Origin of the sequence: Marivirga atlantica (assembly GCF_016734805.1) — a bacterium.
In the GTDB taxonomy this organism is placed as follows: Bacteria; Bacteroidota; Bacteroidia; order Cytophagales; family Cyclobacteriaceae; genus Marivirga; species Marivirga atlantica.
In genome coordinates, this window is sequence record NZ_JAERQG010000005.1 from 51,801 (window position 1) to 67,124 (window position 15,324).

The 15,324-nt window shown below is 35.5% G+C and carries 16 protein-coding genes and 1 tRNA gene; 6 read left to right on the forward strand and 11 right to left on the reverse strand.

Annotated features, from left to right (window positions below; translation table 11 throughout):
* Nucleotides 1-97: 97 nt before the first annotated feature.
* The 5 genes from JKP34_RS16975 to JKP34_RS16995 form a co-directional block, all read right to left on the reverse strand.
* Nucleotides 98-961: a sigma-70 family RNA polymerase sigma factor gene (locus JKP34_RS16975; protein WP_201924104.1), complete on the reverse strand. Its 864-nt coding sequence runs from the start codon at nt 959-961 to the stop codon at nt 98-100.
* A 102-nt stretch (nt 962-1,063) separates the two neighbouring features.
* Nucleotides 1,064-3,208, reverse strand: a complete 2,145-nt coding sequence (pnp, locus tag JKP34_RS16980; protein WP_201924106.1) for a polyribonucleotide nucleotidyltransferase — start codon at nt 3,206-3,208, stop codon at nt 1,064-1,066.
* Nucleotides 3,209-3,356: 148 nt separating this feature from the next.
* Complete coding sequence (rpsO, locus tag JKP34_RS16985) at nt 3,357-3,632, reverse strand: 30S ribosomal protein S15 (RefSeq protein ID WP_201924113.1); 276 nt, start codon at nt 3,630-3,632, stop codon at nt 3,357-3,359.
* Nucleotides 3,633-3,701: 69 nt separating this feature from the next.
* The gene (locus tag JKP34_RS16990) at nt 3,702-5,456 is read right to left on the reverse strand and encodes an LptF/LptG family permease (protein ID WP_201924115.1); all 1,755 of its coding nucleotides are present in this window, start codon (nt 5,454-5,456) and stop codon (nt 3,702-3,704) included.
* Nucleotides 5,457-5,614: 158 nt separating this feature from the next.
* Nucleotides 5,615-5,688: transfer RNA gene (locus JKP34_RS16995), tRNA-Met, on the reverse strand.
* A gap of 250 nt (nt 5,689-5,938) precedes the next feature.
* On the opposite strand from JKP34_RS16995, the gene JKP34_RS17000 reads away from it, so the two are divergent.
* Complete coding sequence (locus tag JKP34_RS17000) at nt 5,939-6,331, forward strand: START-like domain-containing protein (protein ID WP_201924117.1); 393 nt, start codon at nt 5,939-5,941, stop codon at nt 6,329-6,331.
* Here the strand turns inward: JKP34_RS17000 and JKP34_RS17005 are convergent.
* Nucleotides 6,328-7,572: a BaiN/RdsA family NAD(P)/FAD-dependent oxidoreductase gene (locus JKP34_RS17005; RefSeq protein ID WP_201924119.1), complete on the reverse strand. Its 1,245-nt coding sequence runs from the start codon at nt 7,570-7,572 to the stop codon at nt 6,328-6,330. The two genes, JKP34_RS17000 and JKP34_RS17005, sit on opposite strands and share 4 nt — an antisense overlap.
* Before the next feature lie 181 nt (nt 7,573-7,753).
* Here JKP34_RS17005 and JKP34_RS17010 point away from each other — a divergent pair, with 181 nt between their 5' ends.
* Nucleotides 7,754-8,353 (forward strand): tol-pal system YbgF family protein, encoded by a 600-nt coding sequence (locus JKP34_RS17010; protein WP_201924121.1) that lies wholly within the window; start codon nt 7,754-7,756, stop codon nt 8,351-8,353.
* 19 nt (nt 8,354-8,372) lie between these two features.
* Here the strand turns inward: JKP34_RS17010 and JKP34_RS17015 are convergent, their stop codons facing one another.
* From JKP34_RS17015 to JKP34_RS17035, 5 genes are all read right to left on the reverse strand, one after another.
* Nucleotides 8,373-8,825 carry a hypothetical protein gene (locus tag JKP34_RS17015; protein ID WP_201924123.1) on the reverse strand — a complete coding sequence of 151 codons (453 nt, stop codon included), beginning with the start codon at nt 8,823-8,825 and terminating at the stop codon, nt 8,373-8,375.
* Nucleotides 8,825-9,421, reverse strand: coding sequence for a tetratricopeptide repeat protein (locus JKP34_RS17020; RefSeq protein WP_201924124.1), 597 nt, complete (start codon nt 9,419-9,421; stop codon nt 8,825-8,827). Before JKP34_RS17020 ends, JKP34_RS17015 begins: the two co-directional genes overlap by 1 nt.
* Before the next feature lie 77 nt (nt 9,422-9,498).
* Nucleotides 9,499-10,287 carry an alpha/beta hydrolase gene (locus JKP34_RS17025; protein WP_201924126.1) on the reverse strand — a complete coding sequence of 263 codons (789 nt, stop codon included), beginning with the start codon at nt 10,285-10,287 and terminating at the stop codon, nt 9,499-9,501.
* Nucleotides 10,284-11,138, reverse strand: coding sequence for a DUF3108 domain-containing protein (locus JKP34_RS17030; protein ID WP_201924130.1), 855 nt, complete (start codon nt 11,136-11,138; stop codon nt 10,284-10,286). Before JKP34_RS17030 ends, JKP34_RS17025 begins: the two co-directional genes overlap by 4 nt.
* 46 nt (nt 11,139-11,184) lie before the next feature.
* The gene (locus tag JKP34_RS17035) at nt 11,185-12,000 is read right to left on the reverse strand and encodes a 2,3,4,5-tetrahydropyridine-2,6-dicarboxylate N-succinyltransferase (protein WP_201924132.1); all 816 of its coding nucleotides are present in this window, start codon (nt 11,998-12,000) and stop codon (nt 11,185-11,187) included.
* Nucleotides 12,001-12,247: 247 nt separating this feature from the next.
* On the opposite strand from JKP34_RS17035, the gene JKP34_RS17040 reads away from it, so the two are divergent.
* From JKP34_RS17040 to JKP34_RS17055, 4 genes are all read left to right on the forward strand, one after another.
* On the forward strand, nt 12,248-13,150 hold the full coding sequence (locus JKP34_RS17040; RefSeq protein ID WP_201924134.1) for a glycosyltransferase: 903 nt from the start codon (nt 12,248-12,250) through the stop codon (nt 13,148-13,150).
* A gap of 133 nt (nt 13,151-13,283) precedes the next feature.
* The gene (locus JKP34_RS17045; RefSeq protein ID WP_201924136.1) at nt 13,284-13,943 is read left to right on the forward strand and encodes a metal-dependent transcriptional regulator; all 660 of its coding nucleotides are present in this window, start codon (nt 13,284-13,286) and stop codon (nt 13,941-13,943) included.
* Nucleotides 13,924-14,862: a metal ABC transporter solute-binding protein, Zn/Mn family gene (locus JKP34_RS17050; RefSeq protein ID WP_201924150.1), complete on the forward strand. Its 939-nt coding sequence runs from the start codon at nt 13,924-13,926 to the stop codon at nt 14,860-14,862. Before JKP34_RS17045 ends, JKP34_RS17050 begins: the two co-directional genes overlap by 20 nt.
* A gap of 79 nt (nt 14,863-14,941) precedes the next feature.
* Nucleotides 14,942-15,316 carry a four helix bundle protein gene (locus tag JKP34_RS17055; RefSeq protein WP_201924151.1) on the forward strand — a complete coding sequence of 125 codons (375 nt, stop codon included), beginning with the start codon at nt 14,942-14,944 and terminating at the stop codon, nt 15,314-15,316.
* The last annotated feature ends 8 nt before the right edge of the window (nt 15,317-15,324 follow it).

A 15,324-nucleotide genomic window follows, 5' to 3' on the forward strand; every position in this document is an offset into this window, starting at 1 on the left:
TAAGTACGGTTAATAGCGTTTACTGATACAAAACTAACTATAAAAAATAAAAAAGGTCTTCGAAAAGACCTTTTTAAAATTAGATTAAGGTGTAAAATTACCCCAAGTAAGGCTTAAGTGCTTTACTTCTAGAGGTATGTCTTAACCTTCTTATAGCTTTCTCTTTTATTTGTCTTACTCTCTCTCTTGTAAGTGAGAACTTTTCTCCAATCTCTTCAAGTGTCATTGAATGCTCACCATTTAAGCCAAAGTATAGTGTAATAACATCGGCCTCTCTTTGAGTAAGTGTAGAAAGTGCTCTTTGAACCTCTCTTCTTAATGAATCGTTCATCAATTCATCATCAGGAGACTCATCACCGTCATTTTCTAATACATCCAATAAACTGTTTTCTTCACCTTGCACAAATGGAGCATCCATTGACACGTGACGACCAGAAATTTTCATTGTATCAACCACTTCATTAGTTGTTACCTCTAGAACTTCTGCTAATTCATCCGGTGAAGGTTCTCTCTCAAACTTTTGCTCCAATGCAGAGAAGGTTTTTGAAATCTTATTTAAAGACCCAACCCTGTTCAATGGAAGACGAACGATACGAGATTGTTCGGCCAATGCTTGCAATATGGACTGTCTGATCCACCATACTGCATAAGAAATGAATTTAAAGCCTCTTGTTTCGTCAAATCGTTGTGCAGCTTTTATTAGGCCTAAATTACCTTCATTAATCAAGTCTCCTAACGATAAACCTTGATTCTGATATTGCTTAGCCACAGAAACTACGAAACGTAAGTTTGCTTTAGTTAATTTTTCAAGCGCAAGTTGATCACCTTGTTTAATTCGAACTGCTAAATCCACTTCTTCATCGGGAGTTAACAAATCTACTTTACCTATTTCTTGTAAGTACTTATCGAGTGATTGACTCTCTCGATTGGTGATTTGCTTGCTAATCTTGAGCTGTCTCATTAATTATATTTAGTTTTACGTATAATTTGAAGTTAAACAACAGCACCAAGAAAGCTTAAAGTTCCTTGGCGCCATTCTTAAGCTAGATAATATACAAAAAAATTACTTATCCTCTGCTTTTTCAGGCTTTGGCAATAAAACTTTTCTTGATAATCTAAGCTTTCCGGTCTTCTTATCGATATCGATGAGCTTTACTTGAATCTCTTCTCCTATCTCAAGAATACCCTCCATACTTTCAACTTTTTCATGCTTGATTTCAGAGATATGAAGTAAACCGTCTTTACCTGGCATAATCTCCACAAAAGCACCATATGGCTGTATAGCTTTCACTTTACCTTCGTATATTTCACCTACTTCTGGTTTAGCCACAATACCTTTGATCCACTTAACCGCTGCATCTAAAGAATCTTTGTTAACGGCAAACACATTGATTTTACCGCCCTTTTCAGTTTCTTCTATTACAACTGTTGCACCAGTAGTTTTCTGTATTTCCTGAACAACTTTTCCGCCAGGGCCAATTACCGCACCGATCATTTCTCTGTCGATCTCTATATTAACAACTCTAGGAGCAGTTGGTTTGAAATCTTCTCTAGGAGCAGCCAATGTCTTAAGCATTTCTCCTAAAATGTGCATTCTACCTTCTTTCGCTTGGTTCAATGCTTCCATTAAAAGTTCAGATGATAAACCATCTACTTTAATATCCATCTGACATGCAGTGATTCCTTTTTCAGATCCTGTCACTTTAAAGTCCATATCTCCGATATGATCTTCATCACCAAGGATATCAGATAAGATAGCATACTTACCAGTTTCCGCATCTGAAATCAATCCCATAGCAATACCTGAGACTGGTGCTTTAATTGGTATACCAGCGTCCATTAGTCCTAAAATACCCGCACAAACAGTAGCCATTGAAGAAGAGCCATTTGATTCTAAGATATCAGAAACCACTCTTATAGTGTAAGGAAGATCCTCCTGATTAGGAAGCACCTGCTTGATGGCTCTCATGGCAAGGTTACCATGGCCTACTTCTCTTCTACCCGGACCTCGGTTAGGTCTAACCTCTCCAGTAGAAAAACCAGGGAAGTTATAATGCAGGATAAACTTATTATAACCTGAGTGCATAGCACCATCGATCATTTGTTCATCAAGCTTAGTCCCTAAAGTAACAGTGGTTAAAGATTGAGTTTCACCTCTGGTAAATACTGCAGAACCGTGGGCTGAAGGAAGATAATCAACTTCACTCCAGATCGGTCTAATCTCATTTAAAGCTCTACCATCTAATCTTTTTCTTGACTCTAGCGTAGCATTTCTAATTGCTTTTTTCTGAGCCGCTTTTAAATATTTTTTTGCTAAGCTAAGGCTGATCTCATGCTCTTCAGGTAGGCTATCAAAATAGCTATCTGTGATCTCACCAAATAATTCAGCTCTTTTAGCCTTATCAGCTAAACCTTGTTTAGCCACTTCTAAATACTTAGGGTAATAAGTATCTACTAATTCTTTTTCTAAAGCTTCATCATCAGCTTCTTCATGCTGATAAGTTCTCTTTTCTTTTACGCCAAAGGCTTCAGCTAATGCGAGCTGTGCTGCGCATTGTTCTTTAATAGAAGCGTGAGCAAAATTAATTGCTTCTACCATTTCCTCTTCTGAAATTTCTTCCATTTCACCTTCCACCATCATGATGTTATCAGCTGTAGCTGCAATGATCATGTCAATATCAGACTTCTCCATTTGTTCTGGAGATGGATTAACAATCATATTTCCTTCAACTCTACCTACTCTAACTTCAGAGATAGGTCCTGCAAAAGGAATGTCAGATAAAGTGATCGCTGTTGAAGCAGCTAAGGCTGCAAGGGCATCTGGTAGGGCATTTTCATCAGCAGAGATTAGTTGAATAAATACCTGTGTATCTGCATGATAATCACTTGGGAATAAAGGTCTTAATGCTCTATCTACTAATCTACTTACTAAGATCTCATGATCAGACAAACGACCTTCTCTTTTAAGGAATCCTCCAGGGATCTTACCTGCAGATGCGAATTTCTCTTGATAATCTACTGAAAGTGGTAAAAAATCCACTCCTTCTTTAGCATCCTGGGAAGATACTACCGTAGCCAATAACATGGTGTTACCCATACGTACTACAACAGATCCGTCAGCTTGTTTTGCTAATTTCCCTGTTTCTAATGTGATCTCTCTACCGTCTGGTAATTTAATGGTTTGATTAAAAGCTTTTGGTATAGCCATAAAATTTTTCTTTACTGTTTTCTCGATTTATTTATTTGCCGCATTTGCTATACACTTCGTTGTTGTGAAGGGTAGTATGTAATGGGTACTGTATTAATAATAGAAAAAGGGAACCTTCAGATTCCCTTTTTAATGATCTATTCAAAAATTATTTTCTTAATCCTAATTCAGCAATGATCGCTCTATATCTTTCAATATCTCTTTTGTGTAGATAATCTAGCAATCTTCTTCTTTTACCAACTAACTTCAAAAGACCTGCTCTTGATGAGTGATCCTTTTTGTTAACCTTTAAATGCTGTGTTAAATGATTGATTCGGTAGGTGAAAAGCGCAATTTGTGATTCTGCCGAACCAGTGTCATTCTCTGCTTTTGACCGACCATGATTTTTGAACAGCTCTTGTTTCTTGTCTGTGCTTAAATACATAGTTAGCTTTTTAATTTTATTAAAACAGCTGCAAATATAGAAATTAATTTTCTCTATTGAAAAGTGCTATCAGCTTTTCTTTGAAAAGATTTTCTTTACTTTCTCAAAGAATACCAAATAGTTATCTTGTTCCAATAGTCGTGAATCGTTTTGAGCCTGTTTCAGAAAGTAAATACCAAACGGTAAGAGAACAACATTAGAAGCCCAAACAGCCCAAAAAGTGCTTATTTCTCCAGCCCTCCCCAGCTTTATGCCAGAAGTATTCATAATATAGGAAAAGATAAAAAAGATTATAGATACTAATACCGGAAAGCCCAAGCCACCTTTCTTAATTATAGCCCCCAATGGCGCTCCTATTAAAAACATTACAATACAAGCTACTGCCTGAGATAATTTTGATTTAGCTTCAATAGAGTAGACTCTACTTTCAAATTCTCGAGCACTTATTCTACGAGTTTCTCCTTGCAATCTGTTTTTAGTAAACCTTGCTTTATCAATAATATTAAATTTGGCACCTTTATTTTTAGCATCGAAGCTACTATCTATCTTAGCTATTAATAGCGAATCAAATGAATGAATATCTGATGGGTTGGTTGGCTTCCGCAATACTGATTTTTTAGACTTCGCATTTTCACTTTTCAATTCTATTTTGTCTGAAGGGACTTCAAGCCTTTCAAGCTTTGTTTCTTGAAGCCTATCCTGCCGAGCCTGTAAAAGTTGAGGTGAAACCTCTTTAACTACTTTTGTGCCGTCCTTATCTTTCCTCTTTTGGTTTTTAGCCACCGTGCTATCCGCTAATTCATCCTTTACAATGGAATCAGCTTTAATTTGAGCTGTACTATCAGCTATGGCAGCCAAACTATCTTCAACGGCTTTAATCCTTTCATATTCATAAACTGATGAAGGTTTTACAGCTTCTGTCTCAGCTAAATGAAGATTAAAAAATCTTGGCACGTATCTATAAACATTTCTTTTTGATTCTAATACATCCGTTAGCATAGAATCTACATCATGCCTTAACTGCGTTTCGTTCTTCATCAATCTGTTGGAAGAGAACAATTCTTTGTCAGTACGCTCCATCTCAAATGATGCCAGCGAGAAAACAACTTTATTATGGTCAAATTCATTTCTAACAAAGGTGGCCGCCTTATCTTTACTTGAAGAGTTTTCCTCTTCACTGTAACTCTTTCCTTTAAAGAGTTCCATCACTAAATACTTATCACCAAGAATCGTATACATTAAGGCTGAATCAGCCAGAATTATTTCTTTATTGCCTTTTCCTTTTGAGTGGTTATAAATAATCAGATCACCCAAGGATTTCTCATCATCAAATTTCTTATTAGCTTTTATACTATAGCCAGGAATACCCCCGTAAAAGGCTCCTTCTTTAATATCTATTGAGGGCTTTGTCTGCTTGATATCGTACAATAAGCTAAATGCATTCAGATTTGCCTTCGGCACTATGTAATTATTAGAAAAATAAACCCCGATCGTAAGTAGTAATACAAACACAAAAAGAGATCTCATAGCCCTTAATAGCGAGATGCCGGAACTTTTTATGGCCGTTAACTCAAAATGTTCACCCAAATTACCGAAAGTCATTAAAGAGGATAGCAATACCGCTAGAGGAAAGGCAATTGGCGTCATGTTGATACTAAAGTACATGATGAGCTCGGCAAATACTTCAAAACCTAAATCCTTCCCGATGAAGTCATCAAAATACTTAAGCATATACTGCGTAAGTAGAATGAATACTACTACGAAAAAAGTAATTAAGAACGGCCCTATAAATGACCTGAGTACAAGTTTATCTAGTTTCTTCATGAAGTGCCTTCAATACCTAATGACCAAAACTGGTCATATTTGAAATTGCAATGCAAATAAACAAGAATTATGCTAAAGATTAAATGTTTCGTTCAGATGACGAAATTAATTTCAAAATGATGAAAATAAAAAAGCAGTCCGAAGACTGCTTTGTATAGTAGCGAGGAGCAGATTTGAACTGCCGACCTCAGGGTTATGAATCCTGCGCTCTAACCAACTGAGCTACCTCGCCATGAGTTTTATCCAGCTTGTTTTGAACCACCTCGCTGAATTGGAGTGCAAACATAATACATTCTCCATTCAAATTGCAAGTAAAAAACTGAAAGAATTTAATTGTGATATATCAATTTAAATGATAACTTAATCGCATTATTATTTAGTACAGCACTTACTGAAAAGCTATTATTCATACATTGTTTAGTAGAAAAACCTGTAATTGCTTTAGCGCGAATCACTTAGCTGTTTTCGGCTTTTTAAATTGAGTGTCTATGAAGAAATTTGAAGGAGATTTTGAAATTAAAGCATCGAAAAAAATGCTTTATCCTTATATAAGTACCGCAAGTGGGTTGGCACAATGGTTTGCCGATGATGTAAATATAAATGAAGATAAAGAATTCAATTTTATTTATGATGGTGAAGACCACCCTGCAAGAATGGCATCGCATCGATTAAACCAATATGTGAAGTTTGAATTTTTTGAGGATGAAGATGAAGATGGTGATGTATCATACGTAGAACTTCACCTCGATGAAAATGAAATTACCCAATCTGTTTATTTGAAGGTTGTTGATTTTTCAGATTATGAGGATGATCAAGAACAGTATGAGTTATGGGAAGATCTTGTTCATAGCTTAAAAGATATTGTGGGCGGCTAATCTCTATTATTTATTCCGGTAATATGTTCAGCTGCAACAGTAGCAGTGCTCCAGGCAGCCTGAAAATTAAAGCCTCCTGTTATACCATCAATATCCAGAACTTCTCCTGTAAAGTATAAATTTTCAATCAGTTTACTTTGCATGCTTTTATTGTCAACTTCATTCAAGTGAATTCCACCGCTGGTAACAAACTCTTCTTTAAAGGTAGTTTTTCCTAACACTTTTAATGGAAGTCTAAAAATAACCTCTAGCATTCGGTTGATTGACTTGTCACCAATATCAGCATAATTAAGCTTTTCATCGATTTGCGCCCTTATCATCAGTTCACCCCATAATCTTTGAGGTATTTCAAACAATGAATTTGAGGTTACGCTTCTTTTGGGATGCTTCTCTTTATATGATTTGATTTGCTCAATAATTTCCTGTTCACTTAATTCACCTATCCAATTTACCAGAATTTCAAATTGATAATCCCTTGCATTAAGCATGCGAGCTCCCCAAGCCGATAGTTTTAATACAGCCGGACCACTCAATCCCCAATGAGTTATTAATAAAGGCCCTGAATAATTCAACTTCTCTCCTACAATTTGAACTTTGGCATTTGGCACAGAAAGTCCCATCAAATGTTTTAGACCTTCTACAGGTATGTTAAAAGTGAATAAGCTAGGTACAGGCAAATTGATAGAATGACCTAAATCAACTAACCAATCAAATTGATTTGGTTTTGGATAGCCCCCGGTAGCTATAATTAATTTACTAGTCATCAACACATCTTCTTTTCTGGAAGTCACATGAAAAAGTCCATTGTCTTTATTTATATGCTTTACATCAAAAGATGTTCTCAAATCAACTCCTAGTCCAACACTGTTTTTAATCAAAGTATCTATAACAGATTGCGAGTTATCAGAAACAGGAAACATTCGACCATCTTCTTCTACTTTTGTTTTCACACCTCTTTCCTCGAACCACTGGATGGTATCCTTCACTGTAAATTTTTGAAACACTTTTTTGAGAAAATTTTTACCATTAGGATAATGCTTGACAAGCTCACTATTGTAATTAATAGCATGTGTTAAATTGCAGCGTCCACCACCTGATATTTTTACTTTTGACAGTACCTTATTTGATTTTTCAAGGATACAAACTTTTAAATTTGGGTTATACTCTTTTATCTTGCAGGCAGAAAAGAATCCTGAAGCTCCGCCACCAATTATGGCTACATCAAAAGTTGACTGATTCATACGCTTTAGGCAAAAATTACGTTAAGGGGTTCTTGATTGAATTATTTTTGGCACTTACTCGTTGAAGAGTTTTCTAAAAAAATATATGCACATCAAATTATTTTACAAAACAGCATTTTTTATACTATTCTTTCTTACAGCAAATGTACCATTATTCTCACAGAATAATAATCGAGGCAGCATGTCTGAATATTATCAGCAAGCTCAGGAATTTATGAAGAATGATGATTATGAAGCTGCCAATATTGCCTTTCGTAAGATTCTTAAATTGGGTACCAAGCTGCCAGCTGAAATGCCTTATCTCTTTGCAGAAACACTTTATCAAATTGAGCAATATCAAAACAGTAAAAGTTTTTTAGACAAGTATTTTGAAATAATGGGTAAGGCAGGAACCTATTATGAAAATGCTGTAGAACTAGAAGATAAACTTGAGAAGAAGCTTAATAGAGCTTTTAGCTGCTCTTACTGTGACTATAGCGGTTACCGATTAAAAACCTGTGAAGTGTGTAACGGTGAAAAACAGCTCTTAGAAGAATGCCATTATTGTGCAGGCGTTGGAAAGGTAGGGTGTGAAATATGCGCAGGAGAAGGTGTGCTTGTACAATTAGGGCCTTTAGGCAATAAATCTTACAAAACCTGTCACAGATGTAAAGGAGAAGGAATTCACACTTGTAGTATCTGCGAAGGTGAAAAGGAGTTTTACAATTATTGCAGTAATTGCCTTGGTGTTGGAAAAGTTGCTACCAGCGTTATATGTAACCATAAGCCACTTTCAAATTAAGACAAAGATAATCCTTTTGCTACTTCCCCTTTGTGAAACTCTTTTTTCTGGTCATTACTTTGATGTGATCAACACTTCGAAATCTTAAAGCGCTCCAATCATCATCAACGGCTACTTGTCGCACTGGCTCGTAATTAAAATCTCCAAATACTGCCCAACCGGTATCTCTAGTTATATCTGAACTATATTTCTTTGAACTCTTTTTTGGATAGCAACACCATAAAACAGCATCATCTTTAAGATGTGGAATTAGCTTAGGTATTATTTCATCGAGTTCTGATTTCTCTTGAAAAAAGAATAGAGCAAAATCAAGAGACTTTTCATCAGCTATAGCTGAAAAACCGATAACTTCAGTTTGATCAAGTTCATCAAAAGCATTTTTTAGATGTGATTGCTCATCAGGAATATTATGAAGGCACAGCTTGTTATGTGTACCTTCTTTAAAGTTAAGCTTTTTAAGTAGCCGTTCCACTATTTACAATATTCTTTGTATAGAGCTTCAGCAGGCTCATAACCTAAATTCTTAGCTCTTTTAAGATCTGAACATCCACTTGTCATCTTATTTAAGAAAATGTTCAAGGCACCTCTATACATATATGCCTCTCCATAGTTATTTTTTAAGCTTACGGCTTTGTTATAAAATTCCATTGCTTTTTCTACTTCACCTGCTTTATGGTTTGCACGAGCTAAAAGTAGAGCGGCTTGGGCATTTTGAGAATTTGCTTCAAAAGCTTTTTCAAACTGGAAGGCAGCGTTCGCATAGTCTTCCTGACGGTAGTAATTTTTACCAATACTCAATAAAGCCTGCTCACTTTTAGGATTCATCTCAAGCACCTTTTTAAAATCTGCCAAGGCTTTATCATATTCTCCCAACTCTTCATAGGCTCTACCCCTATTGTAAATAGCTATTTCATTAGCAGGTTTCATTGATAGAAACTCAGTATAAGCTGCAACTGCTTTTTTATATTCCCCTTTTTTGAAATGTGCATCACCTATTTCAGCTGCATCTTTTTCTGAGCAAGCTGCAAATAAAACCCCTAGTAATATGATGAATGAAAACTTCTTCATTATGATTTAATTTATTTGTAATACAGTTACCTAAAACAGAACCGATATTGGTCCTTTGAATTTTAAGAATGGCAAAATTAATTCAATCCTTTCAGAAATGATAGCATTGACTCCCAATAATCCTCACTATCCACAAATTGTGGCCATAAGGCCTTAGCTCCATGTTGACCTGAAGTTGAAGGCTTAAACTGCCTTAATTTTACAGAATCAGACACATTAGTAAGTAGCTTTTCTAACCTTTCCACTTCATCCTGCGAAGAGGTAGCCCAAATAGGTACTTCAATTTTCTGTAAGAAATCGGCTATGTAGTCATCCTCTCCATTTAAATTACCAAAGTATTCTCCTGGTGAGAAAATAAACAACGCATCTATAAATGCTGACTGAGTTTCTGCCGCTAACCTGCAACTTAGTGAAGCTGAGTAAGAACTACCTATAACAAATATTGGTAATTCTTTTCCTTGATTTATACCTTTTAATAAACCATCATAAAAAGTAAGACTTGCTAACATATCTGGGTAAGCATCAAGATAGCTCGTTCCTTTCATTTTGGCTTTAGCATCTTGATAAGTTTCATTTTCTATGCCGCTCATTGATTTACCGCTTCTTAAATCAACGGCCAGGCAAACATAACCTAATCTGTTTAATCTTTGCGCTGTCTCCTTATATTCACCTCTACTTGAGCCTGCCTGATGAAATAATAAAAATCCTCCTTTTGCTGTTCCTAAAGGCTTATACAAATCAGCTGTAATACTTACTACTCTATTATCTGAAGGCGGAATGACCACCTTTTCCATAGTATTATACTTTTGTCCTTTAACGGAAGAATAAAATACAGTTAGTAGTAATATAGCTAGTCTTAACCTCATTGCTTTGACATATCAAAATTTATCGGATACTTAACTTTTCGGAAAGATGTAATTTCTAATCCTCCGGAACCAATATATAATTCAGCATCTACTTTTAACGGAATCTTATTTTTATCATCAGAAAACCATGCAAGTATAGAATCTTCACCTTCAAAAATTTTATTATCAGGCATAACTGGTGAAACCTTATGAGCTCTGATGTAACCGACTTCTGTTTCTATGGTTTCTTTTCCAAGATACCTGATCTTCATATCATAAAACGTATCCTCAAAAAAAGCAGGTATGGTAACGACTTCTCTTAATTCAAGTGTATCAAAATCAACCATTCGAAAATAGGCAAATCCACTGATCATATCCTTCAACTGCTGGGGAAATTCATAATACATTGGCTCACGGAAACTATCATCATTGCGCTTCATCTGTTTCACCTCTAGCATTTGAGATTTATGATCATAGTTTACAACCTCATTCAGCCTATATTTACCTTCCTTGATAATTCGATAAGCTCTATGTGGATTTAAAGAAGCAGTATCTATGTAGCCACCCCAATGATCATCAACTTTAGCCAGCCAGTCAATAACTCCAGTTGTTTTAGCACGAACGTCTACTTTATAACTAGGACGACCATTAATTTTGTAGCTATTTTCTTGTACTTTGAATTTCCCTCTACCTACAGTGAAAATTCCAAAGTAAAGTTTGTATTCAATTTCTTCCCCAAAATCGAAAGGCTTTTCTCCTAAATTAGGAAAATCGTCTCCTTGTTCTTCCTTGTAAAGTTCTTTCACCTCTTGGGAAAAAGATTCACCAGAAAGCAAAACGATCAGCGTAAAAAGAATAGTGATTTTTTTCATATTAAGAAGAGGAAACAATTGTAATGCCAAAACAGTGCAGCAACGATTAGACCGCCACATTATTTTCTCTTAAAGCATTATTTAAGGAAGTTTTCTTATCTGTACTTTCTTTTCTTTGTCCTATGATTAATGCACAAGGCACCTGATATTCTCCTGCTGGAAATTTCTTGGTGAAAGATCCAGGAATAACAACTGAACGTGGAGGCACATAGCCTATATATTCTTTAGCTTCATTTCCCGTAACATCAATTATTTTAGAACTAGCTGTAAGCGTTACATTAGCTCCAAGAACAGCTTCTTTTCCAATTCGCACACCTTCAACTATAATACATCTTGATCCTATAAAGGCATTATCTTCCACTATAACAGGTGCGGCTTGTACAGGTTCTAAAACACCACCAATTCCAACACCACCACTTAGGTGAACATTCTTACCAATTTGGGCACAACTTCCAACTGTAGCCCATGTGTCCACCATAGTACCACTATCTACGTAAGCACCAATATTTACATAAGAAGGCATCATTACTACACCTTGATTTACGAAAGAACCATAACGTGCAATAGCATGAGGCACCACTCTTACACCCAGTTTTTCATAACCTTGCTTAAGTTTTATTTTATCATGAAACTCAAAAGGACCAACTGAAATAGACTGCATTTTCTGGAGAGGAAAATATAAAATCACAGCTTTCTTAATCCACTCGTTCACTTTCCACTCCCCATCATCTGTCGGCTCTGCCACTCTAACCTTACCATGGTCTAGCTCCTCAACAACTGTCTTTACCGCAATCTGCGTATTCTTATCTTTAAGCAGTTCTCTATTCTCCCAAGCTCTCTCTATAATTTCTTTAAATTCCATTATCTATTTATAACTTTAATCGGTGGATGTAAAACCAAAAATACTTATCGCCTCAGTTTTGAAGCCAGTTAACGATGTGAGGGCCTATCATAAAATTGGCTGTTCACTTGCGCAAACAAATAAATATGATGTTAATATCATAGGCTTTAATTCAAAAAAGGTATTGTTAAATGAAAAAATCACTACTTACCCTATTTACAGCTTCAACCGATTGTCTCTGAAAAGACTGTTAGCTCCATATAAGTTTTTGATAAAAGCTTTTAAAGTAAAACCTAAACTACTAATAGTTACCACACCTGAATTACTGCAAGTTAGCTACCTTTACAAAATATTATTTGGCGCTAAATTGATATATGATATACAGGAGAATTACTATTTAAATGTAAAACATTCTACAGCTTATTCCTACGTTATAAAAAGATTGGTTTTACTAAAAATTCGTTTTACAGAATGGTTGTCAAAATGGTTTGTCGATCATTATTTTCTTGCCGAAAGGATATATGCTAATCAACTAAATTTTATTCAAAATCGTCCTTACACGTTAATTGAAAATAAGGTTAAAACACCAATAGCTTATACACCTAAATTCAACATTAAATTAACAGATAACAATTACCTGAGATTTATCATCAGTGGTACTTTAGGCGAGTCCTATGGGACAATAGAAGGGGTCCTTTTTTATAAATCTTTCCGTGAGTTGTACCCTAGTAGCAGTCTAACTATTATCGGCTACTCTGCTAGTCACGCTTATTTTAAAGAACTCTTAAAATATGTTCAAAATGATGATAACATACAATTGATTTCGGATGGCAGACCAGTAGAACATAACCGTATAATTGAAGAAATTAAAAAGGCAGATATCGCCCTTTTACCTTATAAAATTGACGCAAATTTAAAAGGACGAATACCTACAAAAATTTATGAGTATATAGCTTATAGCCTACCTATGATAACTCCTCAAAACTCAGGATGGGGTGAACTTATTGAACCAATAAATGCTGGCATTACTGCCAATTTTAACAAAAGAAAAGCAAAATCCATACTTGATAATTTGCAAAAAATGACTTTCTATTCAAAATCTTTAAGCAATGATATTTTTTGGGAATGTGAAGAGGATAATTTATTAAAAGCAATAAACAAATTTATCTAAATATTATTTTAGACTATTCTAAACCTACCATTAAAACACCTTAATGACCATTTTAGTCAAATTTAGATTTTATATAATTTAATTTTTAGTTTAATCTAAATTTAGTTTTATTTGTAACTATAAAGTAAAATAAATGAAATTAAGTTTAGCAGAAGAAAACTACCTTAAGGCTGTTTATCATTTATCAGCAGAGGGAGAAACAGAAGTAAGCACTAACGCCATTGCAGAAGAGATGCAGACAAAGGCAGCCTCAGTATCCGATATGATGAGAAGGCTCTCAGAAAAAGAGCTTGTTCATTACAAAAAATACCAAGGAGTCCGAATCTCCAATGATGGCGCAAGAGCCGCTTTGCAAGTCGTTCGTAAGCATAGGTTATGGGAGGTATTTTTAGTTGAAAAACTGAAGTTCAGCTGGGATCAGGTGCATGAAATTGCAGAGCAGTTAGAGCACATCAAATCTCCCCTATTAATTAAAAGACTTGATGAATTTCTGGGCCATCCAAAGTATGACCCTCATGGCGATCCTATACCGGATGAAAATGGTGAATTTAAGGAAAAACCTCAGATACCATTATCATCTACTAATCTTAATGATGACGGAATTGTAGTAGCCGTGAAAGACACCAGCCCTGTATTTCTTCAGCATTTAGACCGCATTGGAATATACCTCGGTGCCAAGATAAAGACAATTGAGAAAACAGAATTCGATGGGTCGATGGAAATCCTCATCGATCAGAAAAATAAATTATTTATCAGTAAAGAAGTTGCTCAAAATGTATTGGTTACTAACTAGTTATAAAAGATTATCTATAGCACTACTTGCAGTTGCTTTGCTTAGTGCTTGCAGTACTAAAAAGAAAGAAAATAATAGCAAACCACTTATAGTTTGTACCACTGGAATGATTGGTGATGCAGTTAAAAATATAGTGGGTGATTATGCGGAAGTGCATACATTGATGGGACCAGGAGTTGACCCGCATTTGTATAAAGCTACTCATGGCGATTTAGTGAAGTTCCAGGAAGCAGACATTGTGGTTTATAATGGCTTACATCTTGAAGGTAAAATGGGAGAAGTGCTTGAAAAGGTAGGAAAGAAAAAGCCTGTAATTGCAGTGGCTGAAAAGTTGGACAAAGAACGCCTAATTAATAACACCTCATTTCAGGGTGCCTATGATCCTCATATTTGGTTTGATGTTGCCTTGTGGAATGATGCCCTACTGGGTTTGGCTGAAGGCTTATCTTCCGAAGTTGAGGCGCCAGTTGGTGTAATCATGAATAACTACAATGTTTATACTGCCAAGTTAGATAGCCTACATCTTGCAGTCGAGGAATCCATTAATACCATCCCAAGAAAACAAAGAAAATTAGTTACTGCTCACGATGCCTTTGCATATTTCGGAAAAGCCTATGGCATCCAAGTGAAAGGTTTGCAGGGCATCTCTACCCTATCAGAATTTGGACTAAGAGATGTTAGTGAATTGGTAGACTATATAGTTGAAAACAAAATTCCTAGCATCTATACTGAAACCTCCGTTTCAAAGAAATCTATAGAAGCTGTGGTAGTAGGTGTTAAAGCGAAGGGGTTTGAAGTGCAACTAGGAGGTAGTTTATACTCTGATGCCATGGGTGAAAATGGAACTCCTGAAGGAACTTATATAGGTATGGTAAATGCAAACGTACGGAAAATAGTAAGTGGGTTGAGTAGGAAATAGGCTTTGGGGTTTGGGTGATAGGAATTGGGAATTAGAAGTTGGGGTTGGAAATTAATGAAGAAGAAACACATGAAAGATTATGAGAGATTTTAGGGAACTTGATATATGGAAAAATTCTCATGCCTTAGTTTTAAAGGTTTACAAATTATCAGATCAATTTCCCGATAGTGAAAAGTTTGGACTAACCGCTCAAATCAGAAGAAGTTCTCAATCTATTCCAACCAATATTGCAGAAGGATGCGGAAGAATCACTGATAATCAACTTATTCATTTTTGCCAAATTTCACTCGGTTCAACTTATGAACTAGATTATCAGTTGCTATTAGCTAAAGATTTGAAATATATTGAAAACGATTTATATGAAAATCTCTTTAAAGAAATTACAGTCCTCAAAAAGCAAATAGCTGCTTATATAAAATACCTCAATACCAAAAACCCAATACCTAATTCCTAACACCCATA

Coding starts and splice junctions, on each gene's coding strand:
- JKP34_RS16990 (WP_201924115.1), bottom strand. CDS start 5,456: ATGAAGAAACTAGATAAACTTGTACTCAGGTCATTTATAGGGCCGTTC.
- JKP34_RS17030 (WP_201924130.1), bottom strand. CDS start 11,138: ATGAAAAAAATCACTATTCTTTTTACGCTGATCGTTTTGCTTTCTGGT.
- JKP34_RS17010 (WP_201924121.1), top strand. CDS start 7,754: ATGTCTGAATATTATCAGCAAGCTCAGGAATTTATGAAGAATGATGAT.
- JKP34_RS17050 (WP_201924150.1), top strand. CDS start 13,924: ATGTATTGGTTACTAACTAGTTATAAAAGATTATCTATAGCACTACTT.
- JKP34_RS16975 (WP_201924104.1), bottom strand. CDS start 961: ATGAGACAGCTCAAGATTAGCAAGCAAATCACCAATCGAGAGAGTCAA.
- JKP34_RS17025 (WP_201924126.1), bottom strand. CDS start 10,287: ATGAGGTTAAGACTAGCTATATTACTACTAACTGTATTTTATTCTTCC.
- JKP34_RS17020 (WP_201924124.1), bottom strand. CDS start 9,421: ATGAAGAAGTTTTCATTCATCATATTACTAGGGGTTTTATTTGCAGCT.
- JKP34_RS17045 (WP_201924136.1), top strand. CDS start 13,284: ATGAAATTAAGTTTAGCAGAAGAAAACTACCTTAAGGCTGTTTATCAT.
- rpsO (WP_201924113.1), bottom strand. CDS start 3,632: ATGTATTTAAGCACAGACAAGAAACAAGAGCTGTTCAAAAATCATGGT.
- JKP34_RS17005 (WP_201924119.1), bottom strand. CDS start 7,572: ATGAATCAGTCAACTTTTGATGTAGCCATAATTGGTGGCGGAGCTTCA.
- JKP34_RS17055 (WP_201924151.1), top strand. CDS start 14,942: ATGAGAGATTTTAGGGAACTTGATATATGGAAAAATTCTCATGCCTTA.
- pnp (WP_201924106.1), bottom strand. CDS start 3,208: ATGGCTATACCAAAAGCTTTTAATCAAACCATTAAATTACCAGACGGT.
- JKP34_RS17035 (WP_201924132.1), bottom strand. CDS start 12,000: ATGGAATTTAAAGAAATTATAGAGAGAGCTTGGGAGAATAGAGAACTG.